The organism is Bradyrhizobium sp. NBAIM03 (genome assembly GCF_020194055.1).
Classification (GTDB): domain Bacteria; phylum Pseudomonadota; class Alphaproteobacteria; order Rhizobiales; family Xanthobacteraceae; genus Bradyrhizobium; species Bradyrhizobium yuanmingense.
Window position 1 is genome coordinate 1 of the sequence record NZ_JADYVS010000027.1, and the last position, 22,508, is coordinate 22,508.

General features: G+C 58.1%; 22 protein-coding genes and 1 pseudogene. 12 read left to right on the forward strand and 11 right to left on the reverse strand.

What is annotated here, in order from left to right; all coding sequences use genetic code 11:
- Together I6F21_RS30050 and I6F21_RS30055 are read right to left on the reverse strand one after the other, a co-directional pair.
- A pseudogene (locus I6F21_RS30050) lies at positions 1-376 on the reverse strand (transposase zinc-binding domain-containing protein); the annotation flags it as partial.
- 6 nt (positions 377-382) lie between these two features.
- Positions 383-1,243, reverse strand: coding sequence for a site-specific integrase (locus tag I6F21_RS30055; protein ID WP_225129524.1), 861 nt, complete (start codon positions 1,241-1,243; stop codon positions 383-385).
- 725 nt (positions 1,244-1,968) lie between these two features.
- Here I6F21_RS30055 and I6F21_RS30060 point away from each other — a divergent pair.
- Positions 1,969-2,154 carry a hypothetical protein gene (locus I6F21_RS30060; RefSeq protein ID WP_225129522.1) on the forward strand — a complete coding sequence of 62 codons (186 nt, stop codon included), beginning with the start codon at positions 1,969-1,971 and terminating at the stop codon, positions 2,152-2,154.
- 787 nt (positions 2,155-2,941) lie between these two features.
- Here the strand turns inward: I6F21_RS30060 and I6F21_RS30065 are convergent.
- The 9 genes from I6F21_RS30065 to I6F21_RS30105 form a co-directional block, all read right to left on the reverse strand.
- The gene (locus I6F21_RS30065) at positions 2,942-3,340 is read right to left on the reverse strand and encodes a tetratricopeptide repeat protein (RefSeq protein WP_225129520.1); all 399 of its coding nucleotides are present in this window, start codon (positions 3,338-3,340) and stop codon (positions 2,942-2,944) included.
- 217 nt (positions 3,341-3,557) lie between these two features.
- Positions 3,558-5,675 (reverse strand): type III secretion system export apparatus subunit SctV, encoded by a 2,118-nt coding sequence (gene sctV / locus I6F21_RS30070; RefSeq protein ID WP_225129519.1) that lies wholly within the window; start codon positions 5,673-5,675, stop codon positions 3,558-3,560.
- A gap of 8 nt (positions 5,676-5,683) precedes the next feature.
- Entirely contained in the window at positions 5,684-6,112 is a 429-nt protein-coding gene (locus I6F21_RS30075; RefSeq protein WP_225129517.1) for a histidine kinase, read from the reverse strand.
- Between the two features lie 2 nt (positions 6,113-6,114).
- The gene (locus I6F21_RS30080) at positions 6,115-6,654 is read right to left on the reverse strand and encodes a hypothetical protein (RefSeq protein ID WP_225129515.1); all 540 of its coding nucleotides are present in this window, start codon (positions 6,652-6,654) and stop codon (positions 6,115-6,117) included.
- 33 nt (positions 6,655-6,687) lie between these two features.
- Positions 6,688-7,578, reverse strand: coding sequence for an FHA domain-containing protein (locus tag I6F21_RS30085; protein ID WP_225129513.1), 891 nt, complete (start codon positions 7,576-7,578; stop codon positions 6,688-6,690).
- A gap of 114 nt (positions 7,579-7,692) precedes the next feature.
- On the reverse strand, positions 7,693-7,926 hold the full coding sequence (locus I6F21_RS30090; protein ID WP_225129511.1) for a nodulation protein NopA: 234 nt from the start codon (positions 7,924-7,926) through the stop codon (positions 7,693-7,695).
- A 71-nt stretch (positions 7,927-7,997) separates the two neighbouring features.
- Positions 7,998-8,291 carry a hypothetical protein gene (locus tag I6F21_RS30095; protein WP_225129509.1) on the reverse strand — a complete coding sequence of 98 codons (294 nt, stop codon included), beginning with the start codon at positions 8,289-8,291 and terminating at the stop codon, positions 7,998-8,000.
- Between the two features lie 911 nt (positions 8,292-9,202).
- Positions 9,203-10,996, reverse strand: a complete 1,794-nt coding sequence (locus tag I6F21_RS30100) for an HrpF/NolX family T3SS translocon protein (RefSeq protein WP_276573629.1) — start codon at positions 10,994-10,996, stop codon at positions 9,203-9,205.
- 1,479 nt (positions 10,997-12,475) lie between these two features.
- Positions 12,476-13,177, reverse strand: a complete 702-nt coding sequence (locus tag I6F21_RS30105) for a secretin N-terminal domain-containing protein (RefSeq protein ID WP_225129507.1) — start codon at positions 13,175-13,177, stop codon at positions 12,476-12,478.
- A gap of 190 nt (positions 13,178-13,367) precedes the next feature.
- Between I6F21_RS30105 and I6F21_RS30110 the strand changes: the two genes are divergently transcribed.
- From I6F21_RS30110 to I6F21_RS30160, 11 genes are all read left to right on the forward strand, one after another.
- Complete coding sequence (locus tag I6F21_RS30110; RefSeq protein WP_225129506.1) at positions 13,368-13,889, forward strand: nodulation protein NolB; 522 nt, start codon at positions 13,368-13,370, stop codon at positions 13,887-13,889.
- 8 nt (positions 13,890-13,897) lie between these two features.
- Positions 13,898-14,761: a type III secretion inner membrane ring lipoprotein SctJ gene (sctJ, locus tag I6F21_RS30115; protein WP_276573630.1), complete on the forward strand. Its 864-nt coding sequence runs from the start codon at positions 13,898-13,900 to the stop codon at positions 14,759-14,761.
- 21 nt (positions 14,762-14,782) lie between these two features.
- The gene (locus I6F21_RS30120) at positions 14,783-15,403 is read left to right on the forward strand and encodes a nodulation protein NolU (RefSeq protein WP_225129503.1); all 621 of its coding nucleotides are present in this window, start codon (positions 14,783-14,785) and stop codon (positions 15,401-15,403) included.
- The gene (gene sctL / locus I6F21_RS30125; RefSeq protein WP_225129501.1) at positions 15,400-16,023 is read left to right on the forward strand and encodes a type III secretion system stator protein SctL; all 624 of its coding nucleotides are present in this window, start codon (positions 15,400-15,402) and stop codon (positions 16,021-16,023) included. The genes I6F21_RS30120 and sctL overlap by 4 nt, the downstream gene beginning before the upstream one ends.
- Complete coding sequence (gene sctN, locus I6F21_RS30130) at positions 16,020-17,375, forward strand: type III secretion system ATPase SctN (RefSeq protein WP_345944107.1); 1,356 nt, start codon at positions 16,020-16,022, stop codon at positions 17,373-17,375. The genes sctL and sctN overlap by 4 nt, the downstream gene beginning before the upstream one ends.
- Positions 17,351-17,887 carry a hypothetical protein gene (locus I6F21_RS30135; RefSeq protein ID WP_225129499.1) on the forward strand — a complete coding sequence of 179 codons (537 nt, stop codon included), beginning with the start codon at positions 17,351-17,353 and terminating at the stop codon, positions 17,885-17,887. Before sctN ends, I6F21_RS30135 begins: the two co-directional genes overlap by 25 nt.
- A gap of 54 nt (positions 17,888-17,941) precedes the next feature.
- Positions 17,942-18,997 (forward strand): type III secretion system cytoplasmic ring protein SctQ, encoded by a 1,056-nt coding sequence (sctQ, locus tag I6F21_RS30140; protein ID WP_225129497.1) that lies wholly within the window; start codon positions 17,942-17,944, stop codon positions 18,995-18,997.
- Positions 18,990-19,655: a type III secretion system export apparatus subunit SctR gene (sctR, locus tag I6F21_RS30145; protein ID WP_225129495.1), complete on the forward strand. Its 666-nt coding sequence runs from the start codon at positions 18,990-18,992 to the stop codon at positions 19,653-19,655. Before sctQ ends, sctR begins: the two co-directional genes overlap by 8 nt.
- Position 19,656: 1 nt before the next feature.
- On the forward strand, positions 19,657-19,932 hold the full coding sequence (locus tag I6F21_RS30150) for a flagellar biosynthetic protein FliQ (protein ID WP_225129493.1): 276 nt from the start codon (positions 19,657-19,659) through the stop codon (positions 19,930-19,932).
- Between the two features lie 694 nt (positions 19,933-20,626).
- Complete coding sequence (sctT, locus tag I6F21_RS30155) at positions 20,627-21,442, forward strand: type III secretion system export apparatus subunit SctT (RefSeq protein WP_225183946.1); 816 nt, start codon at positions 20,627-20,629, stop codon at positions 21,440-21,442.
- Positions 21,439-22,476, forward strand: a complete 1,038-nt coding sequence (locus I6F21_RS30160) for an EscU/YscU/HrcU family type III secretion system export apparatus switch protein (RefSeq protein WP_225129489.1) — start codon at positions 21,439-21,441, stop codon at positions 22,474-22,476. The genes sctT and I6F21_RS30160 overlap by 4 nt, the downstream gene beginning before the upstream one ends.
- Positions 22,477-22,508 lie beyond the last annotated feature (32 nt).

Here is a 22,508-nt window from a genome sequence, read left to right on the forward strand (position 1 = left end):
CGCGCAGCGGAACAGAATGGCATAGACCACCGCCTTGTTCTGGAAAGCAATCTCTCTGGCCGGCGCCGGCAAGGTGAAGACGACGTGGAAGTATGGCACGGGAAGGAGTTCGGCTTGTCGCTCGGCAGGCCATTGCGCGCGCGCCGAGCCCTGGCACTTCGGGCAATGCCGATTGCGACAGGAGTTGTAGGCGATGCGGGTGGCACCGCAGTCGTCGCATTGCTCGACGTGGCCGCCAAGCACAGCCGTCCGGCATGCCGTGATCGCGCCCATGACGCGCCGCTCGACGCGGCCCAGATGCCCGGCACGGGCTTGCCGAAATTGCTTCGCCGTAGCGGCGGAAGATATCTGCCACTTCCAGAACCGGAGCCATCAGGTCCGCTCAGCCGGGCGGCACGACCTCCAGGCGGAGCCGGTCAAGTGGACTTGGGGTATTGCTGATGGTCTTTGTGGCGACTTGGGTATAGCGCGCCGTGCTGGCCACACTGGCATGGCCGAGCAGCACCTGGATGATGCGTACGTCGGCCCCGTTCTCCAGCAGATGGGTCGCGAATGTGTGCCGAAGCGTATGCACTGTCACCGACTTGCTCAAGCCGGCCGCAGCACAGGCTGAGCGGCAGGCGGCGTGCAGCACATTTGGGACGAGCGGACGCTCGTCGTCGCGGCGGGGAAATAGCCATCGTTTTGGCCGAGTGAGCCGCCAATATGTCCGCAGAATCCTCAAAAGCTGCGGCGAGAGCATTACGTAACGGTCCTTGCCGCCCTTGCCGTGCTCGACCCGGATCAACATCCGTTGGCTGTCAATGTCGACAACCTTCAAGAGGACCACTTCCGATACGCGCAAGCCTGCGGCATAGACAGTGGTCAACGCGGTACGGCTCTTGAGGCTCGGGATTGCTTCCAGGAAGCGGACGACCTCGTCGGCGCTCAGCACGACCGGCAGTTTGCGCGGTTTACGCGCATAGGCGATGCGCTTCGGAACGGTGTCATGACCAAGCGTCACAGCGTAGAAGAACCGCAGTGCGCAGACGATCTGGTTCAGCGCCGGCCAAGACATCCCCGTCGCAACCAGATGAACCTGGAAGGCGCGGATATCCTCCAGGTCGAGGCGGTCGGGAGAACGACCGAAATACCGGCTCAACTTCGCTACGGCGTTGAGGTAGGATTGCTGCGTCGCCGGCGACAGATTGCGGACCGTCATGTCCTCGATCATGCGGCGGCGAAGCGGGCTGATCTCAGCCATCGGAAAACCTCCTGTCTAAAGGGTTGGGCTTCGAAAACCCGCAATCCTCTCAGACAGGAGGCAATCCTTGCTATGCCTCCCTACATGCCGCGCCAGCGGCTTCGTTCAATCCCCGACGATTCAGTCAGATGGCCTAACGCTCTAAATCAAGTAAACCGAGCCGCGGAAGGTTATGCGATTACCTACACGACCTGGTAGATCGCCTAGGGTTGCGAGATTAAGAGGATCTGTCTCTAAGCAGCATTTCGGTTGTCGACCGGCGAGGTAAACAACTGCTCAGTCTCGCTAGCGTCGATGAGACGGAGGAAGTCACAGTTGCGTGCCGTTTGCTGTTTATGGAGGCAAAGGGATGCCGACAAAGCATCGGCCCTCTTCGTCCTTCAAATCACCAATAAACGGATTACTCATTACTTCTGAGGATTCGAAGACAGGCCAGATCACAGTCGTCTGATTGAGATTGCAAGCCGAAACGTGCTTCGTTGCCGTTAGCTATTTCTACATTCCGCTATCCAACCAATAAACTGAGACAACGGGGTGCAGAAGCGCCCGGATGGAGCACTGCCGAGCCGGGTGGATGTGCGCCTTGTGGAAGACGTTCATTATCGGTCCCCCTCATGCCGACAAGATTCTGCCAACCATTCACGCCTTCCACTCCGACTGCTAACGGATCGAAAACGGTTTTCGAGCAAGTTCTTGCCCGGGATAGCAGGGGAGGAGATCCACACATGACCGGACTGGCCGTTATGGAAAACGTGCGCCGCTATCGCGCGATAGCTTCGTTGTGCCGTCAGTCCGCCGCATTTCGGCCAATCCAACGGGACTCATTACTAGTGCAAGCTGCGGAATGGGAGGAACGCGCGATCGCGGAGCTCGAGAGATACTTTAGTTCCTCGGCCGCATGTTTTCGTTAACGGCAGCGGGCGCTTCGCAGATTTACGATCGAACAATAAGTAAGGTTCACGAGGGAGAACGGTGGCCAGGTGATCCGGTTGCGCAAGCCAGCCGTCGTGAAATCATGTCGGCGTTGGCGCTACTGTCTTCAGCTGCGGCAAAGATACAAGCTGCCTGCTGGCGCATTTGGCATCTTTGTTTCTTGTTCCACTTGTTGCCCTGCTTGGCGGGATCAAGCGCCATCATCGAGTCGCTTACCTCAGCAAAACCAAACGCTGCTGCGCGAGCTTTCGCTGGGCGATTGGATGAGGACGAGCGGTTCGTCGCCATTGAGCCGGAGCTGACGTTCCAGGAGGATATCGCCTGGGTTGTTGGCCAACGGTGAGTGACGCTGAGATCTATCGTCGAGGTGCTTTCATCTCATCCAGCAAACTGAAGACTTTGAGATATCAACCCTGGCGGCTTGGAAATGAGCGAGTACGGCGGGGTTGCCATCGAAGATCGACCCGGAGGAAGAATTCGATAGCGCCGAATTCTTAGTAGAGACTATGTCCTGGAAACGTTTGGCCATCAGTTCAGTACGAGACATTGTTCGTGAGTCACCTCATTCATCCGTCGCGGATACACTTGGCGTGTGGTTGGGTTACTGATCCTGGTTATACATGTCGGTTTCATTGTACGAAATGATGTCGCTTCGCAGGATATTTACGTCTTGAGCCTCCACGGCGGCTAATAATCCGCTAGCTGTCGGTAAGCTGACAGACAGGCACTGAGCAGCTGCGATCGGCTCTTGTTCGTTGACTACCTCTAACGGTACGGTGCGTGCCGGCCATCCGCTTGCAGTTGTGGGTCCGGATTGCCGTTCTGCGTCGTCCCTTCAAGGGCGAGCGACAGCTTGAGATTGTTGCTCAACATCGGATTTTCTGGGTCAATTGCCAGAGCTTGGCGGTATAGCGTTTGCGCCTCGTGATGGCGGCCCTCGTGATCGAGCACAACACCTTTGGCATTCAGTGCGCGCAGGTCGCCGGGTGCTGCAAGCAAGATGTTGTCGAGCACCTCAAGCGCCTCATCAGGGCTTTCACGCATCAGCAGGCCCCGCGCAAGAGGAATTGCCGCATCGACATTGTCCGGTCGTTGCTTCAGCGCATCGCGCAAAGCCTTCTCGTCAGCATCCCTACCGAGGGCGTGTGAGATGCGATCGCGCATAGCTGGATCGACCTCCTTGGCCCCAACGAGCTCTGCCGTAGACGTCGGCTGCTGTGAAAGTCCCGACGTGTGCGAGTTAGCGCAACCCGCGAGCAGCACAATAGCAAGCATGGGGAGAAAGGCCGAGCACGAATGGCGACGAAAGTTACGCCAGCGCCGCAGAACATTAATCTTACATGAATTCATAAGCGACCTCACGACCCCACACCTGTGCTCGTCAGCCGGCCGCAGGCAGGAGGTCACGATGCCCGCCTGTAGGAGTCTTGTCCTTGCCAGGCGCAAGTTTGACGGAGCCAATCGGCTGGACGGTGAAATCCGAGGCGAGATCCTGATACGAGAGAACAGGTAGGTCTATTCCATTGCGGGTGAGAAATCCGCGGACGAAGCGGCGGATATCCATCGAGCCCAGGATAACTGGCTGGTTCTGACTGCGCGCGATGCTCGAATGAATCTGGCGAAATTGTGCAAGTAGCATCTCGCTTTGCCGATCCTCCAAAACGAGGTAGGGACCGACAGCGGTCTCGCGCACCGCACCTCGCACGATATCCTCGGTCTCACGCTCGACGATAAAGGCCGCCACAACACGATGGGCGTTGGCATAGCGGTGACAGATCTGCCGCTTCAGAACGGAGCGCACATATTCGGTGAGCAATACGGCACTTTGCTCCCGTTCGCTCCATTCTGCAAGCGCCTCCAGAACCAAACGGGTGTTCCGGATCGGGATGCCCTCGTCCAGCAAGCGACGTAGCACATCCGCGATGCGAGGGATCGGTGTCGTGCGCAGCACCTCCTTCACCAGATCGGCATATTCCTGCTCCATCCGGCTAAGCAACTGACGCGTTTCCTGAATGCCCACCAGGCGCTGAGCATAGCGTGTCAACGTCGACTGGACGCGCAAGGCGATGATTTCGCTCGGACGGTGGTGCCCTATTCCGGCAGCTTTGAGAGCGGGCGCGTGGCCTTGTTCGATCCAGATCCGATTCGTGTCTGGATCCTGCCAAAAGGGGATCCCGCTCAGTTCAATGTTCGCCACGTCGTCGTTAAGTAAGAGTTGTGTCGGGTCAATGGCGCCCTCTTCCACCGGCACTCCTTCGACATCCACCCGGAATTGCGATTGGGCGAGGTGCTGTGCGCTTTGGGCGGGAATGCGTGGAATTGTGATGCCAAGATCAGCTGAAACCAGTGCCGAAACCCGTGCGACGCACTGCTCGAGTTCCCCTATGTCGATTGCCTGCATCAGGCTCGGCGCTAGCAACAGCGTAATCGGAAGTGCCTCCGCGGGCACGGTTTGCTTCTGACCTTGTGCGGAAGCGGCGGCCGAACCGGTGGGACCGGCGCCGGCCTTGGGAGCGGTCTTGCCCTCTTGCACGCCAACCTTGAGAAAGCTGGCGGCGGAGAACAGCGCGGCCAGTATGACAAAGGGCGGCAAAGGGAAGCCAGGAACGAACCCCATCACAAGCAAGACACAGGAGGCCAAGCGTAGCGCTTGTGTGCTGGCCGTAAGTTGCTTGACGATATCGGCGCCGAGATTGAGTCTAGAAGGACCGTTGACACGAGTGACAATGGTTGCGGCTGTAATTGACAGCAGCAGGGCCGGAATCTGCGAAATGAGCGCATCACCGATCGTCAGGATGGTATAATGATGCATCGCCTCCTCGAGGGACATGCCCTTGGAGAGCGATCCGATCGTGATGCCACCCAGCATGTTGATGCAGATGACTATTAGTCCGGCTATGGCATCGCCCTTCACGAATTTCATAGCGCCATCCATCGCGCCGTGCAGTTGGCTTTCTCGCTCCAGCGCGCCGCGCCGGCTGCGGGCTTCGTGCTGATCGATATGGCCGTTGCGCAGCTCCGCGTCGATCGCCATCTGCTTGCCCGGCAGCGCATCGAGCGTGAAGCGCGCCGATACCTCCGCCACCCGTTCGGCGCCCTTGGCGAGAACCATGAACTGCACCATGGTCACGATCAGGAATATGACAATGCCGACGGCGATGTTGCCGGATATGACGAAATCGCCGAACGTATGAATGATGCTGCCGGCATCGCCCTCGGCTAGGATCAGTCGCGTCGTTGCAACGGTAAGAGCGAGACGAAAGACGGTGGAGATCAGGATGACGCCCGGCAGGGACGAAAAGTCGAGCGGCGTGTTGAGATACAGGGCTACCATCAACAGCAATATGGCAAACCCCAGATTGAAGCCGATCAGCATATCGATCACGACGATCGGGATCGGCATGATCATCATTCCGATCGCCAGAAGAAGCATCAACGCGACCATCAAATCCGGGTGAGCCGGCGCGCGCGTGATGAGATTTCGTAGAAGGTTGGCCATGAGAAGCCTTATTGTTGTTTGACTGCAGCTGTGCTGCCCCGCAACAAAACATAGCGTTTGAAGGCGGCTTGCGCTTCGGTCATGCGGCCAGCGTGGCGCAGGGCGTGGCTGCGCATCAGCATCAAGGGCGGACACGAAGACGGCTCGTCATCCAGTTTGTCAAGCCTGTCCAATACCGACAGTGCTTCGTCACCGCGACGCTCCGAGATGAGAGCGTAGGCCAGGATGCGGAGCAGGCCGATGTCTTGAGACTGTTCGTGAGCGACCAGCCGCAACAGAGCCAGGCTCTTGGCGCTCTGTCCGCACGCAAGGTAGACATAAGAAAGCACGCAGAGCAAATCTCGCTCCGGCCCGGAGATCAGCTCGATAGCGCCGGGTTCGGAAACGATCGGCGGCTGTGTAGATGTGAAGTGTTGCACTTTGTCTGGCCCGACCATTGCTAGCCTTTGATCAAGCCGTTGTGACTCTGCCGGAGCAGGATTAAACGTTGCAGCTCCAGTTGGAGAAGGGCGGCCCCTTCACGTGGCACCAAATCCTCTGGCGCGGCTGATAGCGTATCAGCCAAACGCTCCAGAAGAAGGCCGTGTTGCTCTGGACGCAGAACATGCGAATGACGTAAGCGCGGCGTCACGAAGGAGAGCAGACTGTGCGCGAGATTGGGCTCGTTAAGCCAAGCGAGTTCCGAGCTTGGCTCGATCTGACCTGGCGGGGCGCGCGCCTCGTCTAGATTGATGCGCGAAACTGCATCGATCGAACTGAGCTCGAGCGCGCTCTCGATCGTGGCGTCCACCAACCGATCCAGCACGTCACTATGGCGAGAAATTGAGGTGTGGCTCTTGTGATCATTGCCGCGCGTCCGGTCGATCCCGATGGACTTGGCTCGAGAATTGACCCGCGTGATGGCAGATGCATGATGATCAACGTTTGGCTCCTGAAAAGAGGTGGCGGGCTCGACGGGATTGGGGGGCAGCCTAGTCATGGCACTTTGCTTCCTTACCTGCGGCCTAAAACGCTAATAGGGCAGAGTGGCAAGCCGGCCATCCCGGCTCAGCAGAACACGCCCTTCCTCAATCGCGTAGACGGTCCATCCATTGCTCAAGAGCGCGCCGACGAAATACTTTTGACCAGCAATGACAATATAGGGGTCGCTCCCGCGCCAAACAGCTTGGACCCCAATTGCGGGAGGCGTCTTCTCATCCTTGATAGCCACCGCATTGACGAGCGTATAAGCGCCATTGCTATTGTGATCAAACCGCTGCTGGACGTCTCGCCATGTGGCGAGCGAGGCGGGCGTAACTGAGCCATCGGCGGTGACAACGCCCGCCCCAGAGCCGACCTTGATGCCGACAAGTCCCGCTCTGTCAACTTCCTTTTGCAACCGTTCGGCAGCTGCATCGGTGGCCAGAGCATCAGGAGCGCTGAGCGCCAGCTTGGGCGCAATGTCCGGAGCAGGGGACGACGGACTTGACGCCACGGTGGTATCGGTCTGGACAAAACTGGATGAGACTGCGCCAACCGCGGCAGAGCTGATCAGGACCAAAGCGAGAAAGGCGAGCGATATATGCCGGCAGTCGATGGAGCCAGCTTGTTTGTAGTCCTCGATCGTCCAGCGAATGGACATCGCCCCGGCATGCAAAACGACAGGAAGAGGGACAACAATGGATTCGTTCGGTAAAACAGTCTCGTGCCCCTCGATCCTAACGTCCCTCGCAAGGGCCTCGATCTCGATTGAATTGGAATGAGGGGTGACACGAAGATGGTGCGGTTCGAGGCCTTGTTCGACGAAGATTAAGTCAGCATCGAGGCTGCTGCCAATCAGACACGATCCGACCCCCACTTTACTTGTCAGCCCGGAGTAACACCCCGACAACACTTCGAAATGCGGGCAATTTGGTTCATTCACGATCGGTTTCCTGAACAGCGAACGGAACCGTACGGCAAAACCGTACGGCCCGTGCGACTTCACAGACTAAGCAGCCGGGGAAAGTGGGGCGGCGACGTCGCCCCATCTCATCCCTTACTGCACCCGCTCATCGGCCGCTTTCTTGACGGTCGAGAGCTCGGTCGAGACGACGCGAAGTTCAACATCCCTCTCAGCAGCCTTTGTGCTGGTCAAGGTCAGAGCGGCGATTTGCCGTTGGAATGCCGCCTCTCCAGCAACTTCAGCAGCCGTGGAACCGGCTGCAGCAGTAGCGGTGCCGGCTGCCCCACCTGCAGTCGAGGTATGAGACGCACCAACGTTTTTAGACATACTATTCTCCTGTGTGCTCGAATTTCGCCGCGACGTGCGGCTCCTATTTCCTAACGTCGCAATATGCGACGTCAGGAATCCTCCTCTGTCTCGGCCATGACATCGTCGAAATGGCTCATTGCACTATTCGCAAATTGGAGAGCAACGGCTCCCAAAGCGACGCTGAACGCTTGCTGCATAGCGGCTTCTTGCGAGTTGCCGCCCATGGACGCGCCGCCATTTACGGGAATGTTTGCATCAGGCGATCCGGCATGATCGTCGCGCTCGCCAGGCTTGTGAGATCCTTTTTTGCCGCCGCTTTTGCCGCCAGCCGCATGGAGGTCAGCATCAACGTGCCCAGCGACGCTAGAGCTCGTAACGCGCATCGGGTTCTCCTATGTCAATTCGATCGTGCCAATGGAGGCAGTTTCCGCCCTCCACTATGCAAGTATTAGCTTTCGACAAGCTGACGAGTCGTAGAAAATGTAATGAGCCGATGGTCGATCATCATTATATGTCTTCACCAGCCGACCGTATTTGAACAAGTTGCCCGCGAAAGCTGGAGATCAGATGGTTAAGACAAACAATCGTTTGTGGAGCTTGATCGGGTGAGCACGTTGCTCATCGTTTCGAAAGCTTCAATAGCGAAATATCAAAGCCACCACTAACAAAAGCGTTTTGAGGCCGACGTGCTGCAATCTCGAACTCACGTCCCTTGCGATGCCTCCGAGCTCTTTCGACAATTTGCTTGGAGTCAGGCGAAGCGGCATGGAGCTTGACCTGGTCGGAGCGAGGCGGAAAGCCAGAGTGTTGACGGCCGATTCAGCGGCCAAGAGCGGTCTCTCGGTCCTGGCGGGCCCATAGCAGATCCGTCAATCGCGACTTACTTTCAGGGAGACCGAGCAGAAGCCCGCCACTCGAGAAAGAGCCCTTCGGACTTCTACCCGCTCTGGACCAATGTGCTCTCGATCCTTGCGCAACCGGCAGGCTCCGCGGCTGCGGCCGGTCTGTCGCGTAGTGTTAATGCATCGCGGTCTTGACAGGCGGCGTATGCAGTCGATGTGAACTTCACAGCGGCAGACTGGAGTTGAGGTCGGATTCGAACGATCGAGTGCGGCCAACATAGTTTGTACGCAGTGAAGAAGCCGAAATAAGTTCCTCGGATTCGGAGGCGGTCTCAAGTATGCTAGTAGAGCTTGCGCGACCTACTGCTCGGCAGAGAGGCCCAACCGCGCGGAGGCCGCGCAAGCTCGATTAGCGTTTCCAGCGTGATCCTGAGAAGATAGCGTCGCTCCGCCTAGGCATTAGCGCCTGCAGCTTGCAAGCGCTCGGATTCGATGCGAGCCTTCAGGTTATTCAGATAATCCTCCGCGTAGGACTGGGCCACCGAAACCGGCAGGTTGACGCCGGCCGTCGCGGCTTCTTGAATTGCCTGCTTCACCAAGCCTTCTCGCATTGCTAATTTGACTTCAGGTCCGGCGATGCAGCCCACCGCCTGTGCCGCAAGGCTCAGCCCGGCTTCTTCCAGCGCTTGCTTTATGTTGCCGCCACTGATGGCAGTGTGAAGAAGATTTGCAGCTTGCGCCTCGGCTTCGAGCACCATTGACGCCAGATCGGCCAATTCACCCAAGCCTGGAATGAAGCCAAGTACACCGACTGCTGTCGCGGCCCAGTCGAATACCTTAGAGCCAACTTTGAGCACGTCATTAAGTGCGTGCATGAAGGCGCCACCGTTCTTTTTGGGAGACTTGATGTCGGGCTGGTCTGCCACTCCCATCGTCATGTCCGCGACCGCGTCCTGCTCGGCAGGCGTTCGGACGGCATGCGTCTTCACTTGGTGAACGGTGCGGTTCGCACCCGACATGTTGTTGAAGAACTGGTTGAAGTCGGTGTTGCTGATGTTGCCGGAATCGACCGTATGGCCGCCGCCGAAGTCGAAGAACTTATGGTGGGTTTTGTAGCCCGTAATCGCGTTGTTCATCAACCCGAACAACACAGGATCGGAGAGCAGCTGGGAGGCCGCCTTTCGCACCTCGGGCGCGAGGCTCTTGTCATCCACCATGCTCGCCAGCTTTTCCCGGGTCAGATCACCCTTCCCGAAGAAAGCGTCTTGGTTCTTGCTGATCGTATTGAGCGTATCGAGCTCGGCTTGCGTGAGATTCATCGATGATGAAGCAACCTGCAGGAAGTCCTCTTTGTGGACCTTGTCTATCGAGCCTCCGTACAAGTGCTTCCATTCATCCGGGTGGTCGAGGAAGTATTGAGCGGCCGCGAGGACCTGTGGCGGGCATTTGCCGGTCTTAGCTTCGCCGTCGACGATCCGCTTGAAATCCGCAAGGCTCAGGTTCTTAGGCAGGTTGTCGGAATACCGATAGAGCTCGCGCAATGCATCGGTCTGGGTCATCACCGATGGCTCGCCATTCCGGGTGCCGTCGGAAGGGATGTAGTTTTGCGTATAGCTCTTTGCCCGCTGCTCCTGGAAAGCAGAAACCTGAGGGTGGTGATCGGAGAAGCCGGAGAGATCACCTGCTTTGATCTTCCCGCCGCAGCGGCCGTCACCTTGCGAGCCTATCGCATAGAAGAGCTCTGGGTCCTGTTGCAGAGCCTCGATCGCCGCCTTTAGATCCGGCGGTGTGGAGGGATCGTTGGCCAAATCTCCAAGAGATTTCCAATCCAGCGGGCATTTGTCTTTGTGTCGGTTCAGCACCGACACAATCTGCAGCTCGGCATCAGTCAGCGTGCCGCTGTTCCACGTGATCCTGGAGCTTTGTACGGGTGCCTCTGCAATCTTCGGGGCGCTCGCAGCGGAGGAGGACTCCGCGGAGGATGGCTCTGGGGCCTGCTGACATGCGTCCAGTGCAGCCTTGATCTCCGGCGGGAGGATGTTCCGCACCTCCTGCGTGAGTTCCTCCGTCAGCTGCTTGGCTGAGTCTGCAGCCGGCGGATCCTGTGCAGTCGAACGGTCATCGTCTTTCAACGAGAAACTAGCCAGCATCGCCTCGAAGTTTGAAAGATCCCGCGCCGATGAGGGTCCGGGGGCCAGCCCGGACAAGCTCGAGTTGGCGGTTAGTGACAGGTTGTTGACTGACATTATACGTCCTCTGATTTGAGATCGCACCACAAGCCGGTCATGTGGCGCAGCCCGAGAATCGCGACGAACAACGAGCAAGAAATGTCGATGGGCTTCGATGGCTCCTACCACTTGCTTCCGATTGCTCAGTGCGCCCCCAGCGCTCAGTTCCGCTACAATCTATAGGCACATCGCCGTCTAGATATTCACGCCACATGGTAGGTTCGATTAGCTTTCCAAAAGCTGACGGCGCTCAGAGGTTTCACAACGAGACGCGCAATGATGGTGTGAGAGGCGGTGATGGGTTCTCGATATCGGAATTGCCTTGCTTGTTATGCTCGATCGCTCGCCTCCGGGCCCACTAGCTCAAATTACAGAGGCCGAGTCTGCCGCTCTGCGGATGGTCACGTGCGATGATTCGTGAAACAAGGTCGCAGGTCTCCGCAGCATCTTATGGTGGAAATCACCCACGCGTAGCGACCTCGCGCCTGCGCCCCACCAGTTGGCGCTTGCGTAGATGCTCGAAGAGTCCGACGGTATTGTGCGGCCCCTATTGCCCCGAGCGGATCGAAGCTCAGCTGCACTCGGCATTCTTCATGTCATCATGCTTAGCCGCTTGGCGAGTGTTCGCTCGAACCCACAGGCCAAAGGGAAGGGTCCAGCGACGGTATGAGACGAATAAAACCTTCTTCTCGCCATTCCGCCGTGTGAGGCACACCCAGGATGGTGAACGTTGTTGTCCGGACACCCCTGGTAGGTATGAGATCGCGGCTTCTTAGCATTTCGATCTGAGCGGGCGTAGCTGTTTGGCCAGTGAAGACCCAGTCGTCCTTGGCGCGACGACCGTTCGCCATGGCGAAATCTCCAATTTCCGGCGGAGCAACCCCTGCGTGCAACGCGGGCCCAGCTTGAGACGGTCCAGCGTGAGGTGACCCGGCCCGCATGAGCCAAGGCTCAAGATCTTGCCAAACAAGGTCGTTGCCGAAATCGGAGGCGTCCGCGCGGTGTTGAGCGATCGGCTGTTGGGAATTGGACCGCTCGCCGCCGCTCAATGATGGCTCGACACGCGATGATCTGCCTCCGAGTTCCTGCCAAATTAGGTCCTGGCTGTATTCGGGTATTTCATGCAATGCCATTAGTTCACGCTCAAACTCCCTTGGACCGGCGGGCGATGAGGAGGAGTGGGACGCTGGGCTGTTGTCCGCCCGGCTTAGCGCGTTGAAGTCCATCCTGTTCCTCCTTTTGGACAGCGGAGTGGCTTTCATTCTTATGCGACGAAGCTCGTTTGCATGACGGACTTCGTGGAGTTGTTCAAAAGCTCGCATGAGGCGCTAAAGTGGAAAAGCACGCTCACCGATGCTGCTGGCATATTGCGCCACCCTGCGGCATCGGCCATCTACACATCCGCGCTCTGACAATGGCAGCAGTAGCTTTCGAAAAGCTGACAGAGGGCATAAGCAGACGCATTGCATCTCTTCGAGGCCATCTGTTGTCATCAAGTCATTTCTTACCTGCATCGGGTGTTTGGACCACGCCGTCTTGATGTGGTGCCTCCGGCGAAGGAGCGTCATTCGGTCGTCCTTCGCGAATGACCACGCTGGAGGATCCGCGAAACAGCATCAAAACCGACTCGTGCGGCGGCTTTTCGGCACCGCTCGGGTTTCGCCGTGCCTGTGCCTCCGCCGCAAGTCCTTTTACTGTTTGCTCCACAAGCGCGACAAAGCGGGGTGGACCAGAGGCGAAGACGAGGCCATCTCCCGGTACGGGTCTCACGATGTAACGCTCGTCGGAGATGTCGAGCGCATCGAGTGCCGCCTTGAACGCATCAAAGCTGATTGGACTCAAGACCAAAAGGCGGCTTTGCGCCTCATGCGCATCGGATACGTAGAGCACCAGCCCATCGTAGTACCATTGAAGATTGTAGAGATTAATCAGCCGTTCGAGGAACTCTCGCGGTGGTAGATCCGGCATTCGCCCCCGAATCCGACCCTTCACCCCGGTGCTGATATTGACTCTGATATTTAGGTTGTTGCCGAATTCCTGCAGTGCGGCCGCGAGGTCCTGATCCAGAACTGTGTAACTATAAGGCGTCGATGGCAGCGCCAGGGGAGCGCCGAGCGCCTCGACGACGCCAAAGCAAATGAAAACACCAGCATAGAGAACTTTCTTCAAGATGTGCAGCCTTGTGGATGGGATGAGCATTCCTGCTATTTTTACACTTGAGAACAAGCACCGGAATTTGTCCCAAAATTTGGAAGCCGATGCTTCGTCCCAAATTGGAAGCTAACCGTGATCATTAGATGACAGATGCTCGTCAGTTTTTGGTCAGCTTGCTTCTCTAAGGTGCGGCCCATTCGTGTGAACGAACGGCTCATCTCACCACGTGACAGAAATGATTTCCTCCATGTTGTTTGGCGTTACGTCGATCCCTGCCAACTCCGTAGAGTGTGCCTCTAACGGCTGTTCGCCGGCGCACACTCAGTTTGGCGAGAGTCTTGCGCAGGTGGCCTCGAACCAAGGTGTCGTCTCTTCTGTGACCGAGCACGCGCCAGCTCCATCGCTGCCGGAAGTGCAGCGCGCAGTAGCGCCGGCGAGCCCGCTAGGCGATCGCGTCCTTCAGAGCATTTCTGCTATCCACCAGGGCAAACCATTTCCGTCGGGTGCAGTTTCGCCGACGCTCGTCGGCGAGCCTAATCCTACCAAGAGTCTGCAGCTTGGGCCGGCCGCACAACCGGTCTTGCGTGTGCAGCAAGTGGAGGTGCATCCAGTGGGAAAACCGGAGGGTGCGGATCATTTCGACTCGGCGCTGGCGAATCTGCGGGATGTTTACAGCGGCGTCATCCAGGTTTCGCTCATCTCCAAGGGGACAGGTGCTGTCAGTTCGTCTCTGAATAAGCTTCTATCGGCGGGCTGAGCGGGCCGTTGGCTGTCTTGACGAAAGACAAGATCGGTAATGGCCGGCCCGCAAGAAAGCGGCTTGATGCTCTCGTCCTGTTGCTGCTTTTGCTGACCCTCGCCGGTTGCAAAGCTGATCTGTATACCAAAGTTCAGGAGCGTGAAGCCAACGAGATGCTTGGGCTGCTCCTGAGCAAGGGCGTCGATGCCATCCGTGTGGTCGGTAAGGATGGGACCAGCACGATTCAGGTGGAAGAAAGGCAGCTCGCCTACTCAATCGAGCTGCTGAATGACCATGGCTTGCCGCGCCAATCCTTCAAGAGTCTTGGTGAGGTGTTCAAGGGGGCGGGCCTCGTTGCCTCTCCGGTTGAGGAGCGAGCCCGCTACGTCTATGCTCTCAGTGAAGAATTGTCGCGCACGATCAACGATATCGATGGGGTTCTCTCCGCCCGTGTTCATGTCGTTCTGCCGAAGAATGATCTTTTGCGACAGGATGCAACCCCGTCCTCGGCGTCGGTTTTCATTCGACACGCCTCGAACGCGAAGCTCTCAGCCTTGCTGCCGCAGATCAAGATGCTCGTCGCCAACAGCATCGAAGGTCTATCGTACGACAAGGTGGCGGTCGTGTTCGTGCCGGTTGAGCGAGCTCAGCATGAGGTCTCCGTTGTGCCGGCGGCAGCTTCCGCCGCACCAACCAAATTCATCGCAACTCACATTGCGATCGGTGCAGGAGGTGCGCTCGCCGCGTTGGGCATTCTATCTTACGTGCTGCTGAGCACACGTGGGCGACAGCTTCGTCAATCCTGGCGCAAAGTGACAAATCTCGGCAGAGGTGCCAGCAAGCGAGCGGTCCAGTCCGCCGGCAAAAAACCGTCCTCCGATTCGAAATAGGCGGCAAGCAGGTCCGTATCGATGGCATCCACTGACCCAAATCATTCACTCAACCCGCATCCCGATCGCCTGCGCGAGCTTGCCGCTTTGATTCATCCCGGCCGGTTTGCCGGCCATCTTGATGAGCTCCTGTCGGCCGCCACAGTGCTGCAGCTGCAGAAGACTCCGAGACTGCAGCAAAGACTGGTCGAATTGCTAATGGGCAGTGAGCTGGTCTCGAACGGAACCGACTGGGGTAGGGACGTTCTGCTCGGGCATGATCCGCGTCGGGCGGCCCTGCTCGCCGGCAGTATCTGGCATGCCCGTTCGGTGCTCAAGCTTGTGTCAAAGCACGATGTAGCGATTCTGATCGAAAATATTGGTGCGGAAGCTCATGCTTTCGCAATCCGACACTCATCCATCGCCGTCGCAACCACATCGATTGACGATCCGCAGAAGCTCGCGAGCCAGATTGAACATGACGGATGTGCCTGCCTTGGTGCTTGGCTCAAGGACGCATCAGAGCTTGACCGTGTGCGCGTTCTTTTCCGCTTACCTGTGGGGACCACCGCCGAATCCCCAACAGCCGAACACCACAATTCAGCGGGTCAGTTACTGTCTTTGGTGGTGGCCCACTTGGCCACGGAGGAGCCAGCGGCATGACGGCCAACGAAACAGACTTGCCAGATAGCCCGCGGATACGGCCGCTTGGTCCGCTGATACCATGCGCGGAACTTGGTATCTGGTACGATGCGGTGCAGACGCTCGCGCTAGCCGAGCGATATCTGCGGAGGGTTCGCAGTTGGGCAAGGAGAGCCTATCAGCAGGAGCGGGAGCGCGGCCATTGCGAAGGTCTTAGGTCAGGCTCGGACGAAATGGCACAGCTGGTCGCCCGAGCTGCTTCCGATGTGGCCCGGCGAAAAGCCGTTCTGCAACAGGAGTTGCCACAGCTCGTGATTGAGATATTGACCGGTTTGTTGGGCTCCTTTGATCCGGGTGAGATGTTGGTAAGGACCGTTCGTCACGCCATCGAGCAAAGGTATGGCAGCGCAGAAGTATGCCTTCACGTGTCTCCTGTGAATGCTGATGCACTAAGGCGTGAATTCGTGGCGTTCGACGGAACGGATAGTCGGCCGAAAGTCAGAATTGATCCGGACCCGGCCGTGGGGCCTGACCAGTGCGTCCTGTGGAGTGAGTTCGGCAGTGTCGATTTAGGACTTGCCGCGCAGCTCCGCACATTGCGTCTCAGCCTTAATCCATCTTCTCAGGAAAGCGATCCGTGACGACGCAACGATCAGGCCATGATCAATCGGCCGGAGAAGGAGATGTGCATGCGGCGATAGCATCTCTAAGATTCGCAGCAAAGGATGTCGATACGCGTGCCGTGCGGGGACGGATCACGCGTGCGATCGGCACCTTGCTCCATGCCGTGTTGCCGGGGGCCCGTGTTGGAGAACTTTGCCTGTTGCAGGATCACGCTTCCGGATGGTCACTTCAAGCGGAAGTCATCGGTTTGCTGCCGGACGGGGTATTGCTGACGCCCATTGGCGATCTGGTAGGCTTGTCCCACCGCGCGGAAGTGCTCCCGACCGGGCGCATGCAGGAGGTGTCAGTCGGGCCCGACCTGCTCGGCCGCGTAATCGATAGCTTCGGCCGTCCACTCGATGGCAAGGGGCCGATAAAGACGATCCACACGCGTCCGCTCCGCGGCAAGGCGCCCAACCCGATGAGGCGGCGTGGCATCGAGCAGACGTTTCCGCTCGGCGTTCGCGTGCTGGATGGACTTCTGACGTGTGGCGAAGGGCAGCGGATCGGAATCTATGGAGATGCCGGTTGCGGTAAGTCGACGCTGATGTCGCAAATCGTAAAAGGCGCGGCCGCAGATATCACCGTGGTTGCGCTCATAGGAGAGCGTGGACGCGAGGTACGCGAATTCATCGAACGTCATATTGGAGATGCCCTCGCTCGCACGATCGTTGTCGTTGAGACATCCGATCGATCGGCAATGGAGCGGGCGCAATGCGCTCATATGGCGACCGCACTCGCCGAGTATTTTCGTGATCAAGGGCTGCAGGTCGTTCTGATGATGGATTCGCTGACGCGCTTTAGCCGTGCGATGCGCGAAATCGGCCTTGCCGCAGGAGAACCTCCTACCCGGCGCGGCTTTCCTCCTTCCGTCTTTGCGCTGCTGCCTGGTCTGTTGGAGCGTGCCGGTATGGGCGAGCGGGGCTCGATCACGGCATTCTATACCGTGCTGGTCGAAGGTGACGGCACGGGCGATCCGATCGCCGAAGAGTCGCGCGGCATTCTCGATGGTCATATCATGCTTTCGCGCGCGCTGGCCTCGCGAGAGCATTTTCCCGCCATCGATGTGCTGTCGAGCCGAAGTCGTGTCATGGATGCGGTCGTCTCTGGTCCACATCGCAAGGCGGCATCCGTCTTCCGCGATCTGCTCTCGCGCTACAATGAGGCTGAGTTCCTGATCAAGGTCGGTGAATACAAGTCGGGCAGCGATCCACTGACCGATCGGGCAATCGATTCGATCGAGGAACTGCGCGCATTCTTGCGCCAAGGACAGGACGAGCCGTCTAGCTTTGAGGAGACCGTTTCATGGATGTCGCGTCTGACGGCCTAAATCTCGTGCAAGCGTCGAAATTGCGGCTGGTGAAAGACATGAGAGAGCGAAGCGCGCTTCGTGAATTATCCAACATGGAAGCCAGGCGCCGAATTGCGGTCGAAGCGCTGCAGCGAGCGTCTGAGAATCTTGAAGGCGCGGAGAATCGTCGCGCCAAGGTCGAAGCTGAGCTTTATCAGGAGCTGGCGTCGCTCAAGACGATGTCCGTGACCGAGCTCGATCGTCGCTGTCAACTCGTCCTTGGGCGACTGGCAGCACAGATCGAATCGGCACGCCAGGCGCGTGAGCAGGCGCGCGTCGCGCATGACCAGGCTCAGCGGTCAGTGAATGAGGCGCGGACCATATGGGCCAAGCGTTCGGCGGCGAGCCAGAAATGGGAGGAGATTGAGGGCGATGTCCAGCGCACCACCGCTGTCCGTTCGGAGTGTGCAGCCGAAATCGATGCCGACGACGAGGTTTTGCTCCGATATCAGGGTGGTTCGCGCAGCCAAGCGGTCGGTGGCTCGAACTGATGGCTTGTTCTCTTATGACGTCGCGAGCTGCCGTGGAACCTGTCGGTAAATGCCGTGGGTGAACCCGCATTATTTCAGCCAGCGGTAAAGTTGTCGCATGGCGTGGTCTCGTGGCTCAACGAGGTCGCCGCACCACGCACGGTTCTGCAGAGCCGCCTTCGCGATAAGCCGCTATCGATCCGTATAAGCCGGCTTGTTTGGCAGGCCGAGCCATATGCCATGTCGATGCTCGACTGCGTATTTTGCGCCGGAGGCGAGACCGCTGTCTTGTCCTTGCCCCGCCTTCTCGTCGAGGCGCTGATTTCAATGGTCCAGTATGGCCTTACTTTACCTTCCGACCCAACCCGCTCGCTGCTTCTAGAACTTGCTCTGGAACCTTGGCTCGCTCGATTAGAGATCATGCTCGCGCGGAATTTGCAGCTGATCCGCATCGAAGACGCGACGGCCAAAGACCCCTATTTGGAGTTCGACGTTACTTTCGGACCGCTGGCAGCCAAGGCCCGCCTGTTCTTGTTCGCGCCACTTGACGGTCTGGTTCCGTCTGCGTTTCGTGTGTTAGGCGAGTTGATCGGCCAATTACCGCGAGACTTAGGCAAGATTTCTTCGGAATTGCCGGTCGTGATTGCGAGAGAGATCGGCTCGCTGCGGGCGCCCGTCAGGCTTCTTCGTCAAGCACAGGCCGGCGACGCACTGCTGCCCGACGTCATTCCATTTGCCCATGGCCAGCTCATCCTCGCTGCGGACAAGTTGTGGGCGCCGGCGCAGGTCGCGGCCGACAGACTTATCCTTCGCGGACCATTCCGCCTGCAGTCCCATCCTCTAAGGTATGCAAATATGACGATACGACCCCAAGCGGAGCAAGCAATCCCGCCCTCGGAAGCCGACATCGACAGTGTTGAGATCACGCTTGTGTTCGAATGCGGCCGCTGGCCCATCCCGCTGGGTACGTTGAGAAGCATCAGCGAGGGGCACGTGTTCGAGCTTGGCCGGCAGCTGGACGGTCCGGTCGACATTGTCGCCAACGGTCAATTGATCGGCCGCGGCGACATCGTACGTGTCGGTGAAGCGTTGGGCATCCGGTTACGTAGCAGGTTGGCGGTCAATGGTTGACATTCAACCGAGCATCCTTGCGCTTGTTGCGACGACCGTCGGCCTTGGCCTGTTGACGTTCGCAGTCGTCACAACGACGGCGTTCATCAAGGTTTCCGTTGTTCTCTTCCTGATCCGCAACGCGCTCGGCACTCAGTCCATACCACCGAACATCGTTCTGTATGGCGCTGCATTGATCCTCACCGTGTTCATAGACGCCCCGGTATTCGAGCAAACATACAACCGCGTGACCGATATGCAACTTCGTTACCAAACCGCCGACGACTGGTTGACCGCCGCCAAGGAGGGCAGCGAGCCGCTGCGCGCCCATCTCAAGAAGTTCACCACTGAGGAGCAGCGCACGTTCTTCCTGTCGTCGACGGAACATATCTGGTCGGCGGAGATGCGCGGCAACGCAACAGCCGATGATTTTGCGATCCTCGTGCCGTCCTTTTTGATCTCGGAGCTTAAGCGCGCGTTTGAAATCGGTTTCCTTCTCTATCTTCCGTTCATCACAATTGACCTGATTGTGACGACAATTCTGATGGCCATGGGCATGTCAATGGTGTCACCAACAATGATATCCGTTCCTTTCAAGCTTTTTCTGTTCGTCACAATCGACGGCTGGTCACGGCTCATGCACGGATTGGTCTTAAGCTACGCATCTGCGGGGAGTTGAGATGCACGAGGCCAGCATCCTCACCCACCTGAGCCGATCACTGGTCCTGTTCATGATCTGGGTTCTACCGCCGCTCCTGGCAGCCCTCGTGGCGGGATTGGGTATCGGCATCGTGCAGGCAGCAACCCAGCTCCAGGATCAAACCTTGCCGCTTACCGTGAAGCTCCTCGTCGTCGTCGCCGTGCTCGTTCTGTTTGCTCCGGTGCTGAGCGCGCCGCTGATCGAGCAAGCCCAGCAGATCTTCACTGAGTTCCCCGCGCTCACAGCGAGGTATTAGAGCGCGGAACGCACGGCTGTCTGAGTTTTAGCTATAGCGCGCGTTTGTCGGCCTTGATCGTGAACCACAAAAGGGCGAGTTCGTCAGCTTATCGAAAGCTCGCCTCACTAGCATGCGACGGATAGGTATCCGAACTGTCCTGTTCGGCTCCGTGAGCCTGCCTTATTCGGAGGAAGAATGACCCTATTTGGAAGTTCTATCCATTCGATTTGGGTTTTGCTTACGACGTGACGGAATTACCTGCTGAGACCTGGTCCTCGATGCATTGCCTGGCGAGTTGTCGACGCAGTGAACGGGCGAACTGCTTTGATTGCAAGCGGCCCCACGATTCTGGCGTTCTGGTGAATGAGCCTGCGAATGAAGGTGCCGCTCGAGCCGATCTCCATAGACTGCGAAATTGATGGAAGCTTTGAGGCCCTCAGATCTCCAAACCGCGCTGCGGCCGGTGAGAGCGGAAGAAGCGTGGCTTGTAGGCGCGCAGCGGCTTTCGCCGGTGCTCTCATCGAATGGTCATACCTCTGCGCCGGATGGCTGTAGTCATATGGATGGTTGAAGCCGAAGTCATCTGCCTTGTGGGAGACCTGTCGCTCTGCAACCGCTCGGACACGAGATCTGCAGAGTTCTTGACGTCTCACATCATGGCGACGTGAGTGCGACGGTTGCATTGGCTGAAGGAACGCCGAGCTGAGCTCAAATGGATGCCTTGTCACCTACCGAGACGAAAACTCTGATTCAGACTGCTGTCGAGTTCGTCGTTGCGGCCGGACTTGGTGGGGCCCGGGCCCTCGGCATTATGCTGGTTCTTCCGGTATTCACGCGACCGCACATTAGCGGGATTATCCGCGCAAGCGCGACGGTTGTGATTGGATTGCCTTGCTTGATGCAGATCAGGAACGGCTTGCAGACACTAGATCCGGGTACCCGTATGGTTGCGGTCTCGCTCCTCGGCTTGAAGGAGATATTTATCGGCCTGCTGTTCGGTTTTCTGCTTAGTATACCACTCTGGAGCATCCAGGCCGTTGGTGACATCATTGATACCCAGCGCGGCATCTCCAACCAGGTGGACGATCCTGCCACACGCAGTCAAGCCGCCCCGATGGGGCTCTTTCTCGGGACTGCCGCGGTTACGATCTTCGTTGTATCAGGAGGTCTGCAGACCATGGTCAGATGCCTCTATGGAAGTTATCTGATCTGGCCCGTATATCGGCTGCTACCGCCCCTGACCCACCACGGGGCAATGGAGTTTATCGGGCTTCTCGACCATATCATGCATACGACCCTCGTGGTCGCCGGGCCCGTGCTGGCTCTGCTGCTTCTGATCGACGTATCCCTCATGCTGCTCGGGCGCTTTGCGCCGCAAGTCAAGCTGAACGATCTCTCTTCGACCATCAAGAATGCCGCCTTTGGCATCATTATGGCCAGCTACGCCGTCTTCCTGATCGAATATATGGGAGCAGAGATCATTCGGTTCAACGGCGTGCTGGAGTGGCTCGAGAAGTTCTTGAAATGAACGACACGAGCGAAGAGAAAAACCTTCCACCAAGTCACAAGAAGCTGAGGGACGCGCGGAAGAAAGGGCAGAGCCCGCGGAGCGCCGACTTTGTTACCGCGGCAAGCCTTTGCGCTGGTTTCGGCTGCCTGTGCTTCAGGGCGGGCCCGATCGAAGACGGATGGCGCGAAGCCGTGCGGTTCACCGACAAGCTGCAGGAACAGCCCTTCAACAGTGCGGCCCGGCAGGCGTTGGTCGGATTGATGGACCTTTCTATAACAGCCGCGGCTCCCATCCTAGGTGCGGCGGTTGCTGCGGCGATTGTGGCCGGTGTCTTGGCCGGCGGCGGGCTGACGATTTCGGTTGAGCCGCTTAAACCCAGCTTTGAGAAATTGGACCCCGTCAAAGGGCTGAAGCGGATTGTCTCCCAGCGGTCGGTTGTCGAGCTTGGAAAGTCTATCGTCAAAGTTTTGGTTCTTGGCGCTACGTTCGTTTTCACTGTGCTCGCAAGTTGGAGGGCACTGGTATACTTGCCCGTGTGCGATTTGAGCTGCTTTGGTTTTGTCTTTAAAGAGCTCAAAGTGCTGATCGCGATTGCTGCCGGCGCTCTTCTGATTGGCGGCTTGGCCGATCTGCTCATTCAGCGTTGGTTGTTCTTGCGCGACATGCGCATGACGCAGAGCGAAGCCAAGCGCGAGTCCAAGGAACAGGATGGTAATCCGCAGATCAAGGGTGAACACCGCAGGCTCCGCCGGGAGTCGGCGAACGAGTCTCCGCTCGGCATTCATCGGGCGACAGTGATACTGACGGGGCGAGCGACATTGATTGGACTGCGCTACGTTCGGGGCGAGACCGGCGTCCCGGTACTGGTGTGCCGCGGCGAGGGCGAAACGGCTTCACAGTTACTGGCGGAGGCGCGCGCCCAACGTCTGAGCATTGTCGAGGATCATGTGTTGGCGCGTCAGCTGATCCGGAAGGGTGCGATGGGCAAGGCCGTTCCGATGGAGTGTTTCGAGAGGGTTGCAAAGGCAGTCTTTGCCGCCGGCCTAGTTTAGCGTCGCGCAAAACAGCGATGCGCTCAAATCTC

Excerpts from the sequence above, each read along its gene's own strand:
- I6F21_RS30055 (WP_225129524.1), bottom strand. The coding sequence starts at position 1,243 with ATGGCTGAGATCAGCCCGCTTCGCCGCCGCATGATCGAGGACATGACG.
- I6F21_RS30060 (WP_225129522.1), top strand. The coding sequence starts at position 1,969 with ATGACCGGACTGGCCGTTATGGAAAACGTGCGCCGCTATCGCGCGATA.
- I6F21_RS30065 (WP_225129520.1), bottom strand. The coding sequence starts at position 3,340 with ATGCGCGATCGCATCTCACACGCCCTCGGTAGGGATGCTGACGAGAAG.
- sctV (WP_225129519.1), bottom strand. The coding sequence starts at position 5,675 with ATGGCCAACCTTCTACGAAATCTCATCACGCGCGCGCCGGCTCACCCG.
- I6F21_RS30075 (WP_225129517.1), bottom strand. The coding sequence starts at position 6,112 with ATGGTCGGGCCAGACAAAGTGCAACACTTCACATCTACACAGCCGCCG.
- I6F21_RS30080 (WP_225129515.1), bottom strand. The coding sequence starts at position 6,654 with ATGACTAGGCTGCCCCCCAATCCCGTCGAGCCCGCCACCTCTTTTCAG.
- I6F21_RS30090 (WP_225129511.1), bottom strand. The coding sequence starts at position 7,926 with ATGTCTAAAAACGTTGGTGCGTCTCATACCTCGACTGCAGGTGGGGCA.
- I6F21_RS30095 (WP_225129509.1), bottom strand. The coding sequence starts at position 8,291 with ATGCGCGTTACGAGCTCTAGCGTCGCTGGGCACGTTGATGCTGACCTC.
- I6F21_RS30100 (WP_276573629.1), bottom strand. The coding sequence starts at position 10,996 with ATGTCAGTCAACAACCTGTCACTAACCGCCAACTCGAGCTTGTCCGGG.
- I6F21_RS30105 (WP_225129507.1), bottom strand. The coding sequence starts at position 13,177 with ATGCTCATCCCATCCACAAGGCTGCACATCTTGAAGAAAGTTCTCTAT.
- I6F21_RS30110 (WP_225129506.1), top strand. The coding sequence starts at position 13,368 with ATGATTTCCTCCATGTTGTTTGGCGTTACGTCGATCCCTGCCAACTCC.
- I6F21_RS30120 (WP_225129503.1), top strand. The coding sequence starts at position 14,783 with ATGGCATCCACTGACCCAAATCATTCACTCAACCCGCATCCCGATCGC.
- sctL (WP_225129501.1), top strand. The coding sequence starts at position 15,400 with ATGACGGCCAACGAAACAGACTTGCCAGATAGCCCGCGGATACGGCCG.
- I6F21_RS30135 (WP_225129499.1), top strand. The coding sequence starts at position 17,351 with ATGGATGTCGCGTCTGACGGCCTAAATCTCGTGCAAGCGTCGAAATTG.
- sctR (WP_225129495.1), top strand. The coding sequence starts at position 18,990 with ATGGTTGACATTCAACCGAGCATCCTTGCGCTTGTTGCGACGACCGTC.
- I6F21_RS30150 (WP_225129493.1), top strand. The coding sequence starts at position 19,657 with ATGCACGAGGCCAGCATCCTCACCCACCTGAGCCGATCACTGGTCCTG.
- sctT (WP_225183946.1), top strand. The coding sequence starts at position 20,627 with ATGGATGCCTTGTCACCTACCGAGACGAAAACTCTGATTCAGACTGCT.
- I6F21_RS30160 (WP_225129489.1), top strand. The coding sequence starts at position 21,439 with ATGAACGACACGAGCGAAGAGAAAAACCTTCCACCAAGTCACAAGAAG.